The 15,313-nt window shown below is 40.3% G+C and carries 23 protein-coding genes and 2 pseudogenes; all 25 read left to right on the forward strand.

Going from position 1 to position 15,313, the window contains the following annotated elements:
- The 25 genes and pseudogenes from GEZ84_RS02555 (at position 1) to GEZ84_RS02675 (ending at position 15,312) form a co-directional block, all read left to right on the forward strand.
- On the forward strand, positions 1–732 hold the full coding sequence (locus tag GEZ84_RS02555) for a DNA-methyltransferase (protein WP_153223360.1): 732 nt from the start codon (positions 1–3) through the stop codon (positions 730–732).
- 14 nt (positions 733–746) lie between these two features.
- The gene (locus GEZ84_RS02560; RefSeq protein ID WP_319946408.1) at positions 747–3,020 is read left to right on the forward strand and encodes an AAA family ATPase; all 2,274 of its coding nucleotides are present in this window, start codon (positions 747–749) and stop codon (positions 3,018–3,020) included.
- A 231-nt stretch (positions 3,021–3,251) separates the two neighbouring features.
- Positions 3,252–3,425: a hypothetical protein gene (locus tag GEZ84_RS02565; protein WP_153223362.1), complete on the forward strand. Its 174-nt coding sequence runs from the start codon at positions 3,252–3,254 to the stop codon at positions 3,423–3,425.
- Positions 3,418–3,816 (forward strand): RusA family crossover junction endodeoxyribonuclease, encoded by a 399-nt coding sequence (locus GEZ84_RS02570; RefSeq protein WP_153223364.1) that lies wholly within the window; start codon positions 3,418–3,420, stop codon positions 3,814–3,816. The genes GEZ84_RS02565 and GEZ84_RS02570 overlap by 8 nt, the downstream gene beginning before the upstream one ends.
- On the forward strand, positions 3,813–4,028 hold the full coding sequence (locus tag GEZ84_RS02575) for a hypothetical protein (RefSeq protein WP_153223366.1): 216 nt from the start codon (positions 3,813–3,815) through the stop codon (positions 4,026–4,028). The genes GEZ84_RS02570 and GEZ84_RS02575 overlap by 4 nt, the downstream gene beginning before the upstream one ends.
- A gap of 3 nt (positions 4,029–4,031) precedes the next feature.
- The gene (locus GEZ84_RS02580) at positions 4,032–4,223 is read left to right on the forward strand and encodes a hypothetical protein (RefSeq protein ID WP_153223368.1); all 192 of its coding nucleotides are present in this window, start codon (positions 4,032–4,034) and stop codon (positions 4,221–4,223) included.
- Positions 4,213–4,539, forward strand: a complete 327-nt coding sequence (locus GEZ84_RS02585) for a hypothetical protein (RefSeq protein ID WP_153223370.1) — start codon at positions 4,213–4,215, stop codon at positions 4,537–4,539. Before GEZ84_RS02580 ends, GEZ84_RS02585 begins: the two co-directional genes overlap by 11 nt.
- Complete coding sequence (locus GEZ84_RS02590; RefSeq protein ID WP_153223372.1) at positions 4,517–5,038, forward strand: DUF1642 domain-containing protein; 522 nt, start codon at positions 4,517–4,519, stop codon at positions 5,036–5,038. Before GEZ84_RS02585 ends, GEZ84_RS02590 begins: the two co-directional genes overlap by 23 nt.
- On the forward strand, positions 5,039–5,248 hold the full coding sequence (locus GEZ84_RS02595) for a hypothetical protein (protein WP_153223374.1): 210 nt from the start codon (positions 5,039–5,041) through the stop codon (positions 5,246–5,248).
- Positions 5,245–5,637, forward strand: a complete 393-nt coding sequence (locus tag GEZ84_RS02600; protein WP_153223377.1) for a YopX family protein — start codon at positions 5,245–5,247, stop codon at positions 5,635–5,637. Before GEZ84_RS02595 ends, GEZ84_RS02600 begins: the two co-directional genes overlap by 4 nt.
- On the forward strand, positions 5,637–5,876 hold the full coding sequence (locus GEZ84_RS02605) for a DUF3310 domain-containing protein (protein ID WP_153223379.1): 240 nt from the start codon (positions 5,637–5,639) through the stop codon (positions 5,874–5,876). Before GEZ84_RS02600 ends, GEZ84_RS02605 begins: the two co-directional genes overlap by 1 nt.
- The gene (locus tag GEZ84_RS02610; protein WP_153223380.1) at positions 5,873–6,283 is read left to right on the forward strand and encodes a DUF1492 domain-containing protein; all 411 of its coding nucleotides are present in this window, start codon (positions 5,873–5,875) and stop codon (positions 6,281–6,283) included. Before GEZ84_RS02605 ends, GEZ84_RS02610 begins: the two co-directional genes overlap by 4 nt.
- Before the next feature lie 139 nt (positions 6,284–6,422).
- Positions 6,423–6,863 carry a terminase small subunit gene (locus tag GEZ84_RS02615; protein ID WP_153223383.1) on the forward strand — a complete coding sequence of 147 codons (441 nt, stop codon included), beginning with the start codon at positions 6,423–6,425 and terminating at the stop codon, positions 6,861–6,863.
- Positions 6,841–7,281, forward strand: a pseudogene (locus GEZ84_RS02620) (phage terminase large subunit); the annotation flags it as partial. The gene GEZ84_RS02615 and the pseudogene GEZ84_RS02620, both read left to right, overlap by 23 nt.
- Positions 7,282–7,412: 131 nt before the next feature.
- Positions 7,413–7,826, forward strand: coding sequence for an HNH endonuclease signature motif containing protein (locus tag GEZ84_RS02625; protein ID WP_153223384.1), 414 nt, complete (start codon positions 7,413–7,415; stop codon positions 7,824–7,826).
- A 185-nt stretch (positions 7,827–8,011) separates the two neighbouring features.
- Positions 8,012–8,890, forward strand: a pseudogene (locus GEZ84_RS02630) (PBSX family phage terminase large subunit); the annotation flags it as partial.
- 11 nt (positions 8,891–8,901) lie between these two features.
- Positions 8,902–10,371 (forward strand): phage portal protein, encoded by a 1,470-nt coding sequence (locus GEZ84_RS02635; RefSeq protein ID WP_153223386.1) that lies wholly within the window; start codon positions 8,902–8,904, stop codon positions 10,369–10,371.
- Complete coding sequence (locus tag GEZ84_RS02640) at positions 10,280–12,022, forward strand: minor capsid protein (protein WP_194252009.1); 1,743 nt, start codon at positions 10,280–10,282, stop codon at positions 12,020–12,022. Before GEZ84_RS02635 ends, GEZ84_RS02640 begins: the two co-directional genes overlap by 92 nt.
- Positions 12,012–12,347: a hypothetical protein gene (locus tag GEZ84_RS02645; protein ID WP_153223388.1), complete on the forward strand. Its 336-nt coding sequence runs from the start codon at positions 12,012–12,014 to the stop codon at positions 12,345–12,347. Before GEZ84_RS02640 ends, GEZ84_RS02645 begins: the two co-directional genes overlap by 11 nt.
- A 42-nt stretch (positions 12,348–12,389) precedes the next feature.
- Positions 12,390–12,677 carry a hypothetical protein gene (locus GEZ84_RS02650; RefSeq protein WP_153223390.1) on the forward strand — a complete coding sequence of 96 codons (288 nt, stop codon included), beginning with the start codon at positions 12,390–12,392 and terminating at the stop codon, positions 12,675–12,677.
- Positions 12,678–12,697: 20 nt separating this feature from the next.
- Complete coding sequence (locus tag GEZ84_RS02655; RefSeq protein WP_153223392.1) at positions 12,698–12,961, forward strand: hypothetical protein; 264 nt, start codon at positions 12,698–12,700, stop codon at positions 12,959–12,961.
- A 123-nt stretch (positions 12,962–13,084) separates the two neighbouring features.
- Positions 13,085–13,351 (forward strand): hypothetical protein, encoded by a 267-nt coding sequence (locus tag GEZ84_RS02660; protein WP_153223394.1) that lies wholly within the window; start codon positions 13,085–13,087, stop codon positions 13,349–13,351.
- A gap of 190 nt (positions 13,352–13,541) precedes the next feature.
- Positions 13,542–14,066: a DUF4355 domain-containing protein gene (locus GEZ84_RS02665; RefSeq protein WP_153223395.1), complete on the forward strand. Its 525-nt coding sequence runs from the start codon at positions 13,542–13,544 to the stop codon at positions 14,064–14,066.
- 22 nt (positions 14,067–14,088) lie between these two features.
- Entirely contained in the window at positions 14,089–15,114 is a 1,026-nt protein-coding gene (locus tag GEZ84_RS02670) for a carbohydrate-binding protein (RefSeq protein WP_153223397.1), read from the forward strand.
- Between the two features lie 9 nt (positions 15,115–15,123).
- Positions 15,124–15,312 carry a hypothetical protein gene (locus GEZ84_RS02675; protein WP_153223399.1) on the forward strand — a complete coding sequence of 63 codons (189 nt, stop codon included), beginning with the start codon at positions 15,124–15,126 and terminating at the stop codon, positions 15,310–15,312.
- The last annotated feature ends 1 nt before the right edge of the window (position 15,313 follow it).

Below are 15,313 nucleotides of genomic sequence, written 5' to 3' on the forward strand. Positions count from 1 at the left end.
ATGGAACTAAATATAATTTACAACGAAGATTGCTTAGTCGGTATGCAAAGAATACCTGACAAGTCAATCGACATGATATTGTGTGATTTGCCTTATGGCACGACCAGAAACAGCTGGGACAGTGTACTGCCGTTTAATAAGCTTTGGGAACAATATGAACGAATTATCAAAGATAATGGCGCGATTGTACTGACTGCACAAACTCCGTTTGATAAAGCGCTAGGAACGAGCAAGCCAGAATGGTTGCGTTATGAATGGATTTGGGAAAAAACCAATGCAACAGGACACTTGAACGCCAATCGAATGCCGTTAAAGTCGCATGAGAACATTCTTGTGTTCTATAAAGAATTGCCAATATACAATCCGCAGTTTACTTACGGAAAACCGTACAAGGCGACCTATAGTACGCATAGCAGCAACTATGGAAAGCAAAAGGATAATATCGAAACCGTGAATGATGGCTATCGTTTTCCTAGAAGTGTATTATTTTTCAAAAACGAAAAAGACAATTTTCACCCGACGCAGAAACCGGTTGAATTGTTTGAGTACTTGATAAAGACATATACCAATGATGAGGGGGTAGTGCTGGACAATTGCATAGGCAGCGGAACTACTGCGATAGCCTGCATTAACACTAATCGCAACTATATCGGTTTTGAAATTGATGAAGAATACTATCGCAAAGCCATAGATAGAATCAACAGTCATGTGTCGCAGATGACATTATTTTAGAAAAGGAGAAAACAGTGGCAGAAAATGATTTTAATTTGTTGCCGTTGCTGGATTATATCAATCCTGCCACGGTAGACTACCAAACGTGGGTTAATGTCGGTATGGCCCTTAAACACGAAGGGTACACAGCGTCCGACTGGGATAGTTGGTCACAAAACGATAGCCGGTACAAGAAATTCGAGTGTTTCAAAAAATGGGATACCTTCAACGAGGAAGCAGGAACTATCGTGACAGGTGCGACTATTACCCAACTTGCAAAAGAAAATGGCTGGGTGTCGCAGTCTAGTTATGATAGTGAGAACGCTCATGAGCTAGGATGGACGGACACCATTGACCGTGATTATCGTGTCATTGATAAAGACTGGATTGAAGGTAAGGAAATTCATGAGCCGATAATTTGGAATCCGGTGCAAGAAATCATCAAATACCTTGAAACACTCTTTGAAGCTGGTGAAAATGTCGGTTATGTGACCAAGTGCTACCCCAAGACTGACGACGAAACTGGCGAGATTGTCAAATGGCTGCCAACAAAGGGAGCTTACGACCGTACAGCTGGTGAGTTGATTCAGCTCTTACAAGAATGTAATGGAGATATTGGAGCTGTCCTTGGTGACTATCACGAAGAAGCCGGTGCATGGGTGCGATTTAATCCCATGGATGGAAAAGGCGCAAAAAATGAAAACGTAACAGATTTCAGATATGCTCTGGTTGAATCCGACAGCATGCCAATCGATAAGCAAAATGCTATCTACAAGGAATTGGAGCTACCGATTGCAGCCTTGGTACACAGTGGAAATAAATCACTGCATGCCATCGTCAAAGTAGATGCCAAGAATTACGAGGAATACCGTAACCGGGTTGATTACCTTTACAAGATTTGTCAGAAGAATGGAATCATAGTTGATACTCAAAATAAAAATCCAAGTAGACTATCACGCATGCCAGGTTTTATCCGTAATGGCCAGCAGCAATTTTTGGTAGATACCAACATTGGTAAGGCTGACTGGGACGAATGGTATCAATACATCGAAGATTTGAACGATGATTTACCTGATCCTGAAGGATTGGTCGACAGCTGGGATAACTTGCCAGAATTGGCTCCTGAGTTGATAAAAGGTGTCCTTCGTCAGGGTCATAAGATGCTGATTGCTGGACCGTCTAAGGCTGGTAAGTCATTCGCACTGATAGAGATGTCAATCGCAATTGCCGAAGGCAAGAATTGGCTCGGTTGGGAATGTACCCAAGGGCGCGTCCTCTATGTCAATCTGGAACTAGACCGTCCGTCTGCTTTGCATCGTTTCCGTGATGTCTATCAGGCTATGGGATTGCCACCACAGAATATCAGTAACATTGATATCTGGAATCTGCGTGGCAAGACCGTACCGATGGACAAGCTGGCGCCTAAGTTAATCCGTCGAGCTTTGAAGAAAAATTATATCGCAGTTATCATTGACCCGATTTACAAGGTACTTACTGGTGACGAGAACAGTGCAGACCAGATGGCACATTTTACGAATCAATTTGATAAAGTGGCCACAGAGTTAGGATCTAGCGTTATCTACTGTCACCACCACTCAAAAGGCAGTCAAGGTAGCAAGAAGTCCATGGACCGCGCTAGTGGTTCGGGTGTATTTGCTCGGGATCCTGACGCGCTTATCGATTTGGTCGAGCTGGAAGTATCAGAAGAATTGCTTACTCAAAGACTGAATCAAGCAGCGTGCGAAGTGTACAAACAGGCCTTGCAAGAGCTAAATAATGCCTATTACCAGCAAAATGTCGGCTTAGATGACCTCTTGAGTCCTGCGCAAATGCGGACGCACTTCGAGAAAGGCATTCCTGATGTGATGGCTCGTGCTCCGTATGTAGACAAGCTCGAAGAAGCTCGCAACAAGATCCAGATAGCGACTGCGTGGCGAGTCGAGGGCACGCTTCGAGAGTTTGCCAAATTCAAGCCAGTCAATATGTGGTTCAGTTATCCAGTGCACGCGCTTGATGAATCGGGCGTACTGGCAGATATTAAGCTTGACGACGATAAACCAGGGTGGATGAAAGCTAAAGAAACTCGCAAAAAGAACGCAAAGGAAGATAAAAAGCAAAAACTGATAGAGTTTGACGAAGCAATTGAAAACGCGAATTTCGGCGAGCCACCTTCAAAAGAAGACGTAGCTGAGTATTTAGGTATAACAGTTAGGACTGTCGAAAGACGAATAAAAACATCTAAAAAATACCAAATAGATAAAAATACAGGCAATATTATCCCTGTAATAAAATCAGCGACAGAACCGTAAAATTCTGGTCATGTCCTAATAGCGACAGCACTATCAAAATACGGTGGTGTCGTTGTCGCGACAGAACCATAAAATACGGTAGTGTCGTGCGACAGACAACTATATATTATATATATAGATAATGTCCTGTCGTCCATCATGTCCATACCTGTATAGACAGGGTTGCTTAAAACGCACCCTGTCATATACAAGGTCCATGGACTAAGCGCGTATAAAAAAAGAAGGTAAAAAATGACATTAAATAAAAAAGCTATTGATAATCTTAAAAAGGAAATCGATGACTTGTTGGATAAATGTGAAGAGGATTTTGAAGAGATGGCACTTAATCCAGATTACTCATTTGGATTGCTTATGAGCGCTAGTGCGACCTTGGGTGTAATTTTAAGGGAGTTGGCTGATGATTGAATTCTTTTTACCGATGCAAAAAATTCCGACAACGACTCACCAGCAAAAAAAGGTAAACGTGAGATTTAGTAAGCCAATCTTTTATGAGCCAGAGGATCTGAAAAATGCCAGGGCGAAATTTGAGAGCTTGCTTGCCCAGCATGTGCCTCCTGGTAAATTTAAAGGAGCAATTCGTCTGACAGTCAAGTGGTGCTTCCCTCGTATCAAAAAAAGCTACGACGGACAGTACAAGACCACAAAGCCGGATACAGACAATCTGCAGAAGCTACTCAAGGACTGCATGACGAAACTTGGCTATTGGCAAGACGATGCACAAGTGGCCAGCGAGATTGTCGAAAAATTCTGGGCGGACACTGTCGGGATCTATATCAAGATTGAGGAATTGCCATGAAAATCAGTTATATTGATTTCTTCAGCAGAGTCATTCCGGAATGGATGGCGCGCAGCAATCAGAAGAGTCAAGAAGTTGGCTTCGGCTCGGATGCCTATTGGCTATGGGTAGTGTCATCAATTAACGAAATTTGTAAACAATACAATGATGATGAGCTGGTGACGGAGCAGTTTGGCTTGCTCTTTAACTGGCTAGAAAAACAAGCAGGATAAGCCATGGAATATAGCAAACAAACAGTAATCGACGGACTGAAACGTACGGTCGAGCAGACGGAGGCAAGGATAGTTGAACTATCTGAGCCGTGTGTTAAATCGCTTGCTTTTAGCAGGTCTGAGGAAAGAGACTTGCTTAAAAAGAAAGTGAAAAACTGGAAGAAGAGAATAACGGAGTTGGAAGATGAAGTATAAAGTGACAGAATACCATTCAGATTTCCAAGAAGAACAGACTGGCACTTGCGAATTGTGTTTTGGTACAGCGTGGGTTGAAAATGGTTCAATAACGGTTGAAGATGAAAATGGAACTAAAACAGAAATTTATTTAACTGTTTGGGATTGGGGCGATTACGACACAATCTACATTGATAATGTGGTTAATTTCTCAGCTTGGTTGCAAGAAAAGGAAGTTGATCCAATTGTTGAAGAAACCGAACCTTGGTCGTGGTTGCATGAATTGGTAGAAAAATATAACGAGGAATCGAAAGATGAATATACAGGAATTGATTAAGAAGTATAAAGAATATGAAGATGGTTTATTTGATATTGGAGCAAGGGTAGTTTGTCAGCTATTTTTAAAAGATTTGGAACAACTAGACGAACCAGGAAAAGTCGAAGTTCCGCAGTTTGTGGCGGATTGGATTGAGGTTTGTAAAGAACATTTAACAACTAGTCTATATACTGCTATGACTCCAAACTTTATGAAAGAACACAACCAAAGTTTCGATTTTATATTATGGATTAAAAAGGCGAGCAACCAAGACCTCTTCGCTCGTGCATGGCTGGACGGCTACGAGGTCGAGAAAGAGAAGCGGTACTTGGTGAAGGTGAAAGGTATGAATCGTATCAATGGATGTCTAGCCAATAACAAAAAACTTGCTACTTGGTACTTTGGTATAAGTGGTAATTCTAAGAATCATCGCACAAATCACACCCGAAAAGAGCTTGAAGAAGCTGGGTTCGGCTGGGTGTTTGATTGCCCAGGGATTGAGATTGAGGAGGTGGAATAGATGGCAAAAATTGTACTAAAATATCCCTACTTTGAAGAAGAAATCAAGGTAAAAGAAAGTTGCAAGCGTATAGCTGACATGTTGAATTGGATGGAAACAGGTAATTTAGATTATCTTCGTTTACAACAGAGTGAGCCTACTGAAACTATCATCACGATAAATCCTAAACACTTTGCAAAGATTGAATTTTACGAGGAGGAAGAAAAATGACACCAAAATTTAGAGCGTATGATGGCGGCTCATTAAGTCGCATGTATCAACCAGACGAAGTTATGGTTGGAAATGGCAATATCTGGATTATTGATGAGGATTCTGTTGCTGGTGAATGGATTGTGAACAATGACCTTGACCTCATGCAATCAACAGGATTGGTTGATAAGAACGGCAAGGAAATCTTTGAGGGGGATATAGTTAGACAAGTACGAACCCAGCCGACAACGGAAAATGAAACAATAACAGGCCTTATAACCATGCTTGAGGGCGCTTGGTTGATTATGAATGATTGCGAGCAATTAGCTAGCTTTTTGTGGTCAGAGACGGATGAAAATGAAATCATCGGCAACATCTACGAGAACCCAGAACTTTTGGAGGATAAATAATGAACCCAGAAATAATTGATAACGTAAATAAACCAATTCACTACCAAGGGGCTAACGGTCTTGAAGGTATTGAAGTGATTGATAATTTTATTGGTAATCTGCAAGGAAAGGCAGCATGGAGCTGGGGTAACGCAATCAAGTATATGCTTCGGTTTCAGAAAAAGAATGGTCTTGAGGACCTGAAGAAAGCCAGAAAGAATCTTGACTGGCTGATTGAGGAGATGGAGGCAGAAGATTGACAATTAATATTAAGCAACGACTAAAGGCCTTACAGTACATTGATATCAAAGCGAAGTCAAAGCACCAGGAAATCATCAGTCTGAAATCGAGCATCTTACGAGGACAGCAGTTTGACAACATGCCAAAGTCAGAAAGCTCGTCTAATCGCTCTGAGGAATTGAATGTGCTGATTATTGACAAATCAGAACAACTGTATCAGGAAATCCAAGAACTCTATCGGGAACGGGATGAGCTGGTGCAAGTGATTGAGTCATTGGACGACCCTGTAGAAAATATCATCATGCGGTTGTTGTGCATTGATGGATTGTCGTGGAATCAAATTCAGGCTCAGTTACGTTGTGGGCGCGGAACGATTCATCGGGCTAGAGAGAGTGCTTTAAAAAAAATTTCTAAAAAATGGAACTAATGGAACTCTTTGGAATTTTTAAAGTGATATTATGGTATTGTCAAGAAAATGAAAGCAAAACGTTTTTTATGATGACTCCTAGAAAAAAGGCGCATACACGCGTCTTTTTTGTTATGAAAAATAAGGTGGTGATGGAAAATTGAATGGATTGACGATAAAACAAAAGAGATTCGCAGATGAGTACATCATCTCAGGTAATGCTACGGAAGCTTATAAGAAAGCGGGCTACCGTGCTTCTAGCGATAGAGTAGCAGGCGTTGAAGGGCATAAATTACTAAAGAATCCTAAGATTAAAAGCTATATAGATGAACGACTGAAACAACTTGATTCTGAGAAAATTGCAGATCAGCAAGAGGTCCTTAGTTATCTAACTTCAGTAATGCGAGGAGAGACGCAAGAACAGACTTTGATAAGTATCGGAGAATTGGGTCAAACGATTACAGATATAGACGTTGGAGCAAAAGATAGAATCAAGGCAGCTGAACTCTTAGGGAAACGTCATAGGCTTTGGACTGACAAAGTAGAGGCTGACGTCTCTGGAACAGTGGTGTTTGCAAATGAGTCAGACATACCAGATTAAACAGAATGATATTGTTGTTGACCTACCTAAGACAGTAGGCGGAGGATACGGACAGTTCTGGCGTTCAAGGAATCTTTATCGTGTTGTAAAAGGATCCCGTGGTTCGAAGAAGTCCAAGACAACTGCATTAAATTACGTCGTACGTCTTTTGAAATATCCCTGGGCGAACTTGCTTGTCATTCGTAGATATTCGAATACAAATAAGCAATCTACCTATACGGATTTTAAATGGGCGTGTAATGTGTTGGGTGTAACTCATTTGTTTAAATTCAACGAGTCTTTGCCCGAAATAACTATAAAAGCGACTGGTCAAAAAATCCTGTTCCGTGGTTTGGATGATGAACTAAAAATCACATCCATTACAGTTGACGTTGGTATTCTTTGTTGGGCTTGGTTTAACATATCAGACCAAGTAAAACCTCTTGAATTCATGGGAAACCCTAACGTAAAGACGAGGGCAATCATGAGCGAAGTTTAATTGATATTTTTAGTCGGAAATGGTATAATAAGGTTATCGAATAACAAAAGATAAGAAGGTTATATCATAGAATGGAAAGATGTAAAAGGTATGGTTATAATCAAGTAAGATTAGCAAAGGACGGGGTGCAAAAAGATTTTCGAGTAAATCGTTTGATAGCACAAGCCTTTATACCTAATCCAGAAAACAAACCGACAGTAAATCACAAAAACGGAAACAAATTAGATAATCGTGTTGAAAATCTAGAATGGATGACACGAGAAGAAAACATGCAACACGCCTATGATAATGGATTAAAAAAACCTACACGAGGTCCTTTTAATGCACAGGCTAAGTTATCCGAAAGTGATGTTAGATATATAAGAAAACACTACAAGCGACAAGATAAAACGTTTGGGACTGTAGGTCTTGCTAAAAAGTTCGGGACCTCACCTAGAGTTATCGGTCTTATCGTTCGAGGTTTATCTTATAAGAATGTTGATTAAAAACGTGCAACGACTATCGAAACAAAGAAAAGGCGTCTTTAAGATGTCTTTTTTTAATGGAGTAGAGTAGGGTTCAAGTGAACCCGAAGCGGGAGGTACTCTTTGCAAAAAGAGTAATGATATAGTCTGAACTCTATAGAAATATAGAGAGAATATATGGAAACGATATATTCGTAACAAATTGTGAGGAAGCGTATCAAATCGAGACTGAGGACAAGTTCAGCACAGTTGTTGAATCTATCCGTGGTAGCTTAGACGTACCTGATTTCTTTAAACAAATCACAGTCACGTTTAACCCGTGGAATGAAAGGCACTGGCTCAAGCGTGTCTTCTTTGATGAAGATACGAGACGATCTGATACATTCGCTATTACGACTACTTACAAATGTAACGAGTGGCTTGATGAAGTTGATATCAAGCGCTATGAGGATTTGTATAATACGAACCCTAGACGGGCTAGAATCGTTTGTGATGGCGAGTGGGGAGTTGCTGAAGGTTTAATCTATGAGAACGTAACTGTCAAGGATTTTGATAAGGACGAACTGCTACAAGATCCAGCTTACAAGTTATGTATCGGTCTTGACTTTGGTTTTACTCATGACCCAACCGCTTTGTGTTGTTCGCTCATAAACGATACAACGAAAGAGATTTATGTTTTTGATGAGGCGTATAAAGTCGGATTGATTACTAAAGAAGTTGCAAAGATGATAAAAGACAAAGGTTATCATCGCTCACAAATCATTGCCGATAGTGCTGAATTGCGACTGATTGAGGAACTGAGGTCGGAACATGGCATATCTAGAATAAAAGAGAGTCGGAAAGGTAAGGATAGTATCATGGCAGGCGTGTCCAAATTACAAGGATACGCTATTTATGTGCATCCAAGTTGTGAATATATCATGGATGAATTTTATAGTTACTGTTACCAGCGAGATAAAGAAGGCAACTGGTTGAACAAGCCAGAAGATAAAAATAACCACTTGATGGACGCGCTACGTTATAGCCTTCAATGTATCGAAGGTGGGAAAGCAACCGTCCGCAGACGTTCTGATTATGGTCTATAGAGAGGAAAGACATGTACCAATATTTAACTTATCCACGAGATGGATATGATGAGGGTTCTTTGAAGAAAGACCTGATTTACAAATTGATAACGAAACATAGCAATGAAGGCTCACGTTTGAAGGATTTAAAAAGCTACTACATGGGTGAGCATGCTATCTTAAATCACAAAAGACGCAACGAGAACGCACCTAATTATAAAACAGTAGCTAATCATGCCAAGGATATCGCAGACACGGCTACAGGCTATTTTATGGGCAATCCTATCAAGTACAATAACACTGCTGAAGGTGATATTGATGAATTGCTCACAGCCTTTGACGACGCTGAGATTGACCAAGTAGATGCGCAGAATGCTTTGAATATGGCTATCTATGGACGTGCTTATGAGTACATCTATGCTAAAGAAGGATTGACTGAGTTGGACTCAACTAGTATTGATCCAGAAAATACCTTCATGGTCTACGATGATAGCATTGAGCGTAAGCCTTTGTTTGCGGTTTATTACTATCAAGTTAAGGACGATACAAAAGACACGACTAAGTACCAAGCAGAGGTCTTTACCGAAAATCTGCACTATCACATGGTGCTGAGAAGCACAGATTCAGGAATAACTCAGAATGAGCAGGTAGAGCCTCACAACCTTGGCCAGATTCCGATTATCGAGTATCGCAATAATCACTTTGCGATTGGCGACTACGAGCAACAGATTAGCTTGATTGATGCTTATAATTCCTTGATGGGTAACCGTGTCAACGATAAGGAACAGGCAGTAGAGTCTATCCTTGTATTATATGGAACGCAGTTAGCAGATACTCCAGAGGATGCTAAAGCAGCGATGAAGATTCTTTCTGAAGAAGGTCTTTTGGAGTTGCCAGGCGATAGCGCACGAGCTGAGTTCTTGAAGAATACACTGGACGAAAGTGCTACTGAAATCTTGCGCACAGCTCTGAAAGAGGATATCTACACATTTAGTCATGTGCCTAACCTGACTGACGAGAACTTCGCAGGGAATACTTCGGGCGTAGCCATGGAATTTAAGCTGATGGGCCTTGAAATGATTACTAAGACCAAGGAAGCGAACTACAAGCGTGGATTGCGCCAACGTATTGCGATTTTTGCTCACTATCTAGGACTTAAACAGGTTGCACTAGAAGCGCACTCAATCGTTCCGCAGTTTAGCCGTGGCTTGCCTAAGAACTTACTGGAAATCTCTCAGATTGTGAACAACTTGGAAGGCAAAGTGACCAATAGACAGCTCATTTCTCTCTTGCCATTTGTGGAAGACCCTGACGCTGAGCTGGAAGCCTTGGAAGAAGAGAAAAAGAAGGACATGGAAGACATGCCGATATTCAACCAAGACAACACGAAACCCGAAGATGAGGTAGAGGATGAAGAATCAGGAGTATTGGGCGAAGAGGAAAGCCAATCTGATTTACCAACAGATGGACAAGGCCGAAAAGCAGGCAGACCAGTTCGATAAGGTCTATCAGGAAGCTAAGACTTACTTGGATAAGGAAATCAATAAGATTTTTGATAAGTTCCAACGGGATTATGGCTTAAGTCAGGTAGATGCTAGACAAGTCTTGAAGAACATGAAAGACAAGAAAGACCTGAATGAACTTCGTAAGGTGCTTGAGGCAAGACCGAATGACCCGAACATCCAAAGACTACTGGCTGACTTAGACAGCCCCGCTTATTCTTTCCGTATGAAGCGTCTAGAGCGTTTGAGTGATGATTTAGACCGTATGCGTGAATCTATCTATCATTCGGAGAAGACAGGCTCAGATGCCTTTTATAGCGACTTGATGAAGGATAGCTACTACAAGGCTACCTTTGACCTGCAACAGCAGACAGGGCTGGCATATGGCTTTTCTGGGCTTCCTGAGAGCGAGATTAAACATCTACAGTCTTTTAGTTGGTTAGGAGACGGAAGTACGTACTCAACAAACATCTGGAAGAACACAGGGAAGCTTACTTCTAGCATAAAAGATGAATTACTCATAAGCCTTATAACAGGCCGAGATACACGAGAAACTGCACAAGCAATTGCTGAACGGTTCAATGTAGGTCAGAATGATGCAAGGCGTTTGGTTCGAACAGAATCAGCCTTTTTTCATAACCAAATGGAACTACTTAGCTATGAAGAAGCAGACATAGAGAAGTATATCTTTGTGGCAGTTTTAGACAAGCGTACATCACGCATTTGTCAAGAACATGATAATCAGGTCTATGATAGGGATAAGGCTGTCCCTGGTGTCAATTGTCCGCCTATGCACCCTTGGTGTAGGTCTACTACTGTCGCATACGACGAGGACGCAGACTATAGCAAGCTGAAGCGCAGAGCAAGGAATCCGGAGACAGGTAAGACCGAGCTAGTACCTGCTGATATGACTTATAAAGAGTGGTATAGCAAGTATGTGGATGGTGTGGATGTTGTTAAGGAATCTAAGCCAGAAGTAGATGACAAGGTTTTTGTAGCTGATAAACCAAATGAAATAGATGATTTCTTTAAGAAACAAAAATCTTATCAGAAGTGGTATAATGAGCTTACGGATGACGAAAGAAGCGTTATTTATTCTTATACAACAGAAAACTATCATAATTTCAACAATATAAAACGTTATGGACTTGATGAAGCTTTAAAAATACGTGAAAAGTTCTGGTTTGAAAACGACGGAGATGTAGCCGATTTACCTTTTGCTTTGGATATTGTAAAGGATACAGAATCTAATATCCCAATCTTAGAAAAAGCTATTTCAAAATTTGCGCCTGAAGAAAGCTTTAAGGCATATCGTGGAAGTGGTTCTATCTCTGTACTCGGACAAGATTTAGGGTATTTGGATTTCGAAGTTGGTCAATCTATTAGACTAGATAAGACTTTCACTTCATTTAGTTTAGATAAAAACTATGCGAAAGAATTTGCTATAGACGGCGACGGAGCAGATATTCTGTTTGAGGTTACGGTTAAAAAAGGACAGAAAACAGGAGCGTATATAGCCGACTTAGCTGATTTTAACCCTGAAAAAGAATATTTAATGAAACCGAATTTAAAGTATAATATCATTTCGAAAACTGAAGATGAAAACGGGATGATAATTTATGGTTTGGAGGTGTTAGAAGATGGGGTTTGATAAAGATTTTATAGATAAGGCTTTTTCTAACGGCACAGATAGAGTTAATCGAGCGATTTTTGTAAAGCCTGAAGAACTTATTGAAATATCTGATGAAGATTTGAGTTATTTTGGTGAGGGTATCTTTTGTTGCCTTCCTCGGAATCAGTACATAATGGATCATAAAGATGAAATCAGAGAAAAATATAAACTTTCTCCAAATATGCCAAAGATAAACGGCATCTATTTAGGGAGTTTGGTAAAAATGAGGTCATGGACAAGAATTTGGAAAACAAATCCAAGTTTAAAGGGAATAATCGAATTGACAAAAAAAGAAAGCGCCTAGAGAAATCTAAGTGCTTTTTTCGTGCTCAGAAAGGAGAACCTTATGAATAAATACAAAGAATTGATAGGCTTGATTGAAGATAATAATCTTGAGATACAATCGAAGAAATGTTATGACCCACAGAGTGCTTGGACTGGAAAACATTTATGGATTGTTGATAAGAAGAAACAAGATAAAATTTTTGATTTATCGGGTAATGGCTATTGTTTTGACGATAAATCAGTCGATGAAGCTATTGAAGAAGTTAAAAAGTATTTGTCTCTTAAAAACATGAATACTTTTGATGCTTTCAAAAAATGGGTGGATAAGAATGCTAAGCCTCAAAAATGATGCTTAGAAAGGAGCGAGAAATGAAATACCGTAAAAAGCCAGTAGTGGTTGAAGCCGTGCAGTTTTTAGATACAGAAGAAGCTATAAATGAGCTATGTGATTTTGGACTAGACCCAGTACGGATTGACTACGCTGATTTAAGCAATCCCCTTTTAAAAATCGAAACGCTTGAAGGATTGATGATTGCGACCGAAGGGGATTATATCATCAAAGGTGTGCAAGGCGAGTTTTATCCATGCAAACCTGATATCTTTAAGGAAACATATGAAAAAGTAGAGGAGTAAAGACATGTTTATATGGGATTGGGTATCAGTCGCTTTCGGGTGGTTGGTATTTTTGTTGTTAATCTTTATTATTCTGGCCGTGATCAGCGGAATAATTGAAGGTGTAAAGAAAGGACTGAAGAAATGAAATACAGAAAGAAACCGGCTGTGGTTGAGGCAGTGCTTTGGAACGGGGATAACCATAAAGAAGTAATTGACTTTGCAGAAAATAATATTTGGTTTGATGCACTTGGGAATATATGGATTGCTACACTTGAAGGTGATATGATAGCCAAAAAAGGGGATTATATTATCAAAGGAGTTCAAGGTGAATTTTATCCATGCAAACCAGATATTTTTGCAGAAACTTACGAAGAAGTAGAGTATCTGAATATTTTAGCTAGTATCTAGGAGGTGATCCAACATCTTGACTGGCAGGAACAGACTGCTATAAATCACTGTAAATTGCTATAAACCGCATCGAAATAGAGGCGGTTTTTATATTGTCCAAACTGTACCGATGACAATAAAAGCTGTACTGTTCCGTCGCCGGACGTAAAGCGAGATTATCGAGTGGCGACGTAATCGCTGGAGGACAATTATGTCAGAAGAAATCAATGCAACTGTATCTACTGAATCAACTGAGACTGTCGACACTCAAGAAAATGTTGATACAGTGCAAGAAGAAAAGCACGAACGAACTTTCACTCGTGCTGAAATCGGCAAGATGCTATCTGCCGAGCGCTCTAAATGGGAAGCTGAGCAAGAAGCCAAGGAAAACGAAGCTAAGAAGCTTGCCAAGATGAACGCTGATGAGAAACAGAAATATCAGTTAGATCAGCGTGAGCAAGAACTAGCTGACCGCGAAAAAGCTCTTGCTCGTAAAGAATTAACCGCGGAAGCTAAAGCAATGTTAAGTGAACGTGACTTACCTGTTGAGTTAGTGAATGTAGTTGATTTGACAAGCGCAGAGACGGTATCTGAATCTATTACCTCTATCCAAAAAGCATGGGAAGAGTCAGTTCAGAAGGGAGTCTCTGAACGTATGAAAGGTAGTGCACCTATCAAAAATGCACAAACAGTCCAGCAAGAAGTCACGGAAAAATGGCGTAAAGACTTCTTGTAATAAAAGAAAAGAGGAAAAATAAATGGCATTTGAAGAATTAAACACAGCAGAATCACGAAAGAAACATCTAGGGATTATTGAGGATGTACTTGCAGTAAATTCATATTCAACACCACTTGTAACATCAAGCGATGCAGTAACCTTGCAAGGTCGCTCTTTTACAGTAGCAACTGGTAACACAACAGAACTTAAAGACTACAAACGTAACAAAGACAACGAATTTGACCACGTTGAAGTTGAAGAAAAGGTTTATACCCTTGACGAAGAAAAATATTGGGGTCGTTTCGTAGACCAATTGGACGAACGTGACTCTAATGGTCAAGTAAATATCAATTATGTTATTGCACGTCAAGCAGCAGAAGTAGTAGCTCCATATCTTGATGAACTGCGTTTTGGTGCAGCGCTTGGTAATGTTAGCGACAATGTTACTATGGGCAAAGAACCAGGAGCGAACAACGCATACAATGCAATTCTTGATGTCTCTGAGAAACTTGATGAGCTTGGAATTACAAAAGAGCGCTTGCTTTTTGTAACACCTAAATTCTACAAAGCGATCAAGTCTGAAATCGTTCGTCTACCACATGGTGACGCAGATAAGAAAGTCCTTGGAAAAGGATATGTTGGTGAATTGGATGATTACACAGTCTACAAAGTACCTTCTAAATTCTTGCCAAATGTAAACGCCCTTGCTAGTGCCCCTGGTGTCGTTACATCACCAATTCAAATTGACAATACCAAGTACAATGACAACGTACCTGGTCGTTTTGGTGAATTGGTAGAACAATTGCTTTACACTGGAGCGTATGTGCTTGAACACTTCCAAAAGTACATCATCACAATTGCGGACTCTAAGCCTGCTGCTAAAAAATCAGCTCAAGGCAAAACAGTGAACCGTGCTAAAGCGTGGAAGACTGAAACAGCCTATAAAGAAGGCGAATCAGTAACTCATGATGATAAAGTCTATGTTGCTATCAAAGACATCACTAGCTCAACCAATGCACCAGACTCTGACTCAGCTAACTGGAAAGAAAAAACTGGTAAGAAATAGGTCTTAGTTATGAAATTTAAAATCAAACAAGATTTCTACGATTGGGAATCAAATGTGAAACGACTGGCAGGAGAGGAACTTGAGATTACTGAGGAGCGCTATGCTGAGTTGGCTAACAATTTTGCCAGCAACGGTGTGGCTATCTCAGATATTCTTGAGGAAATCTTCCCTGAACCTGAGTTCTTAGAAGAGGATTGAT

It is taken from the genome of Streptococcus mitis (assembly GCF_009496155.1).
In the GTDB taxonomy this organism is placed as follows: Bacteria; Bacillota; Bacilli; order Lactobacillales; family Streptococcaceae; genus Streptococcus; species Streptococcus mitis_BQ.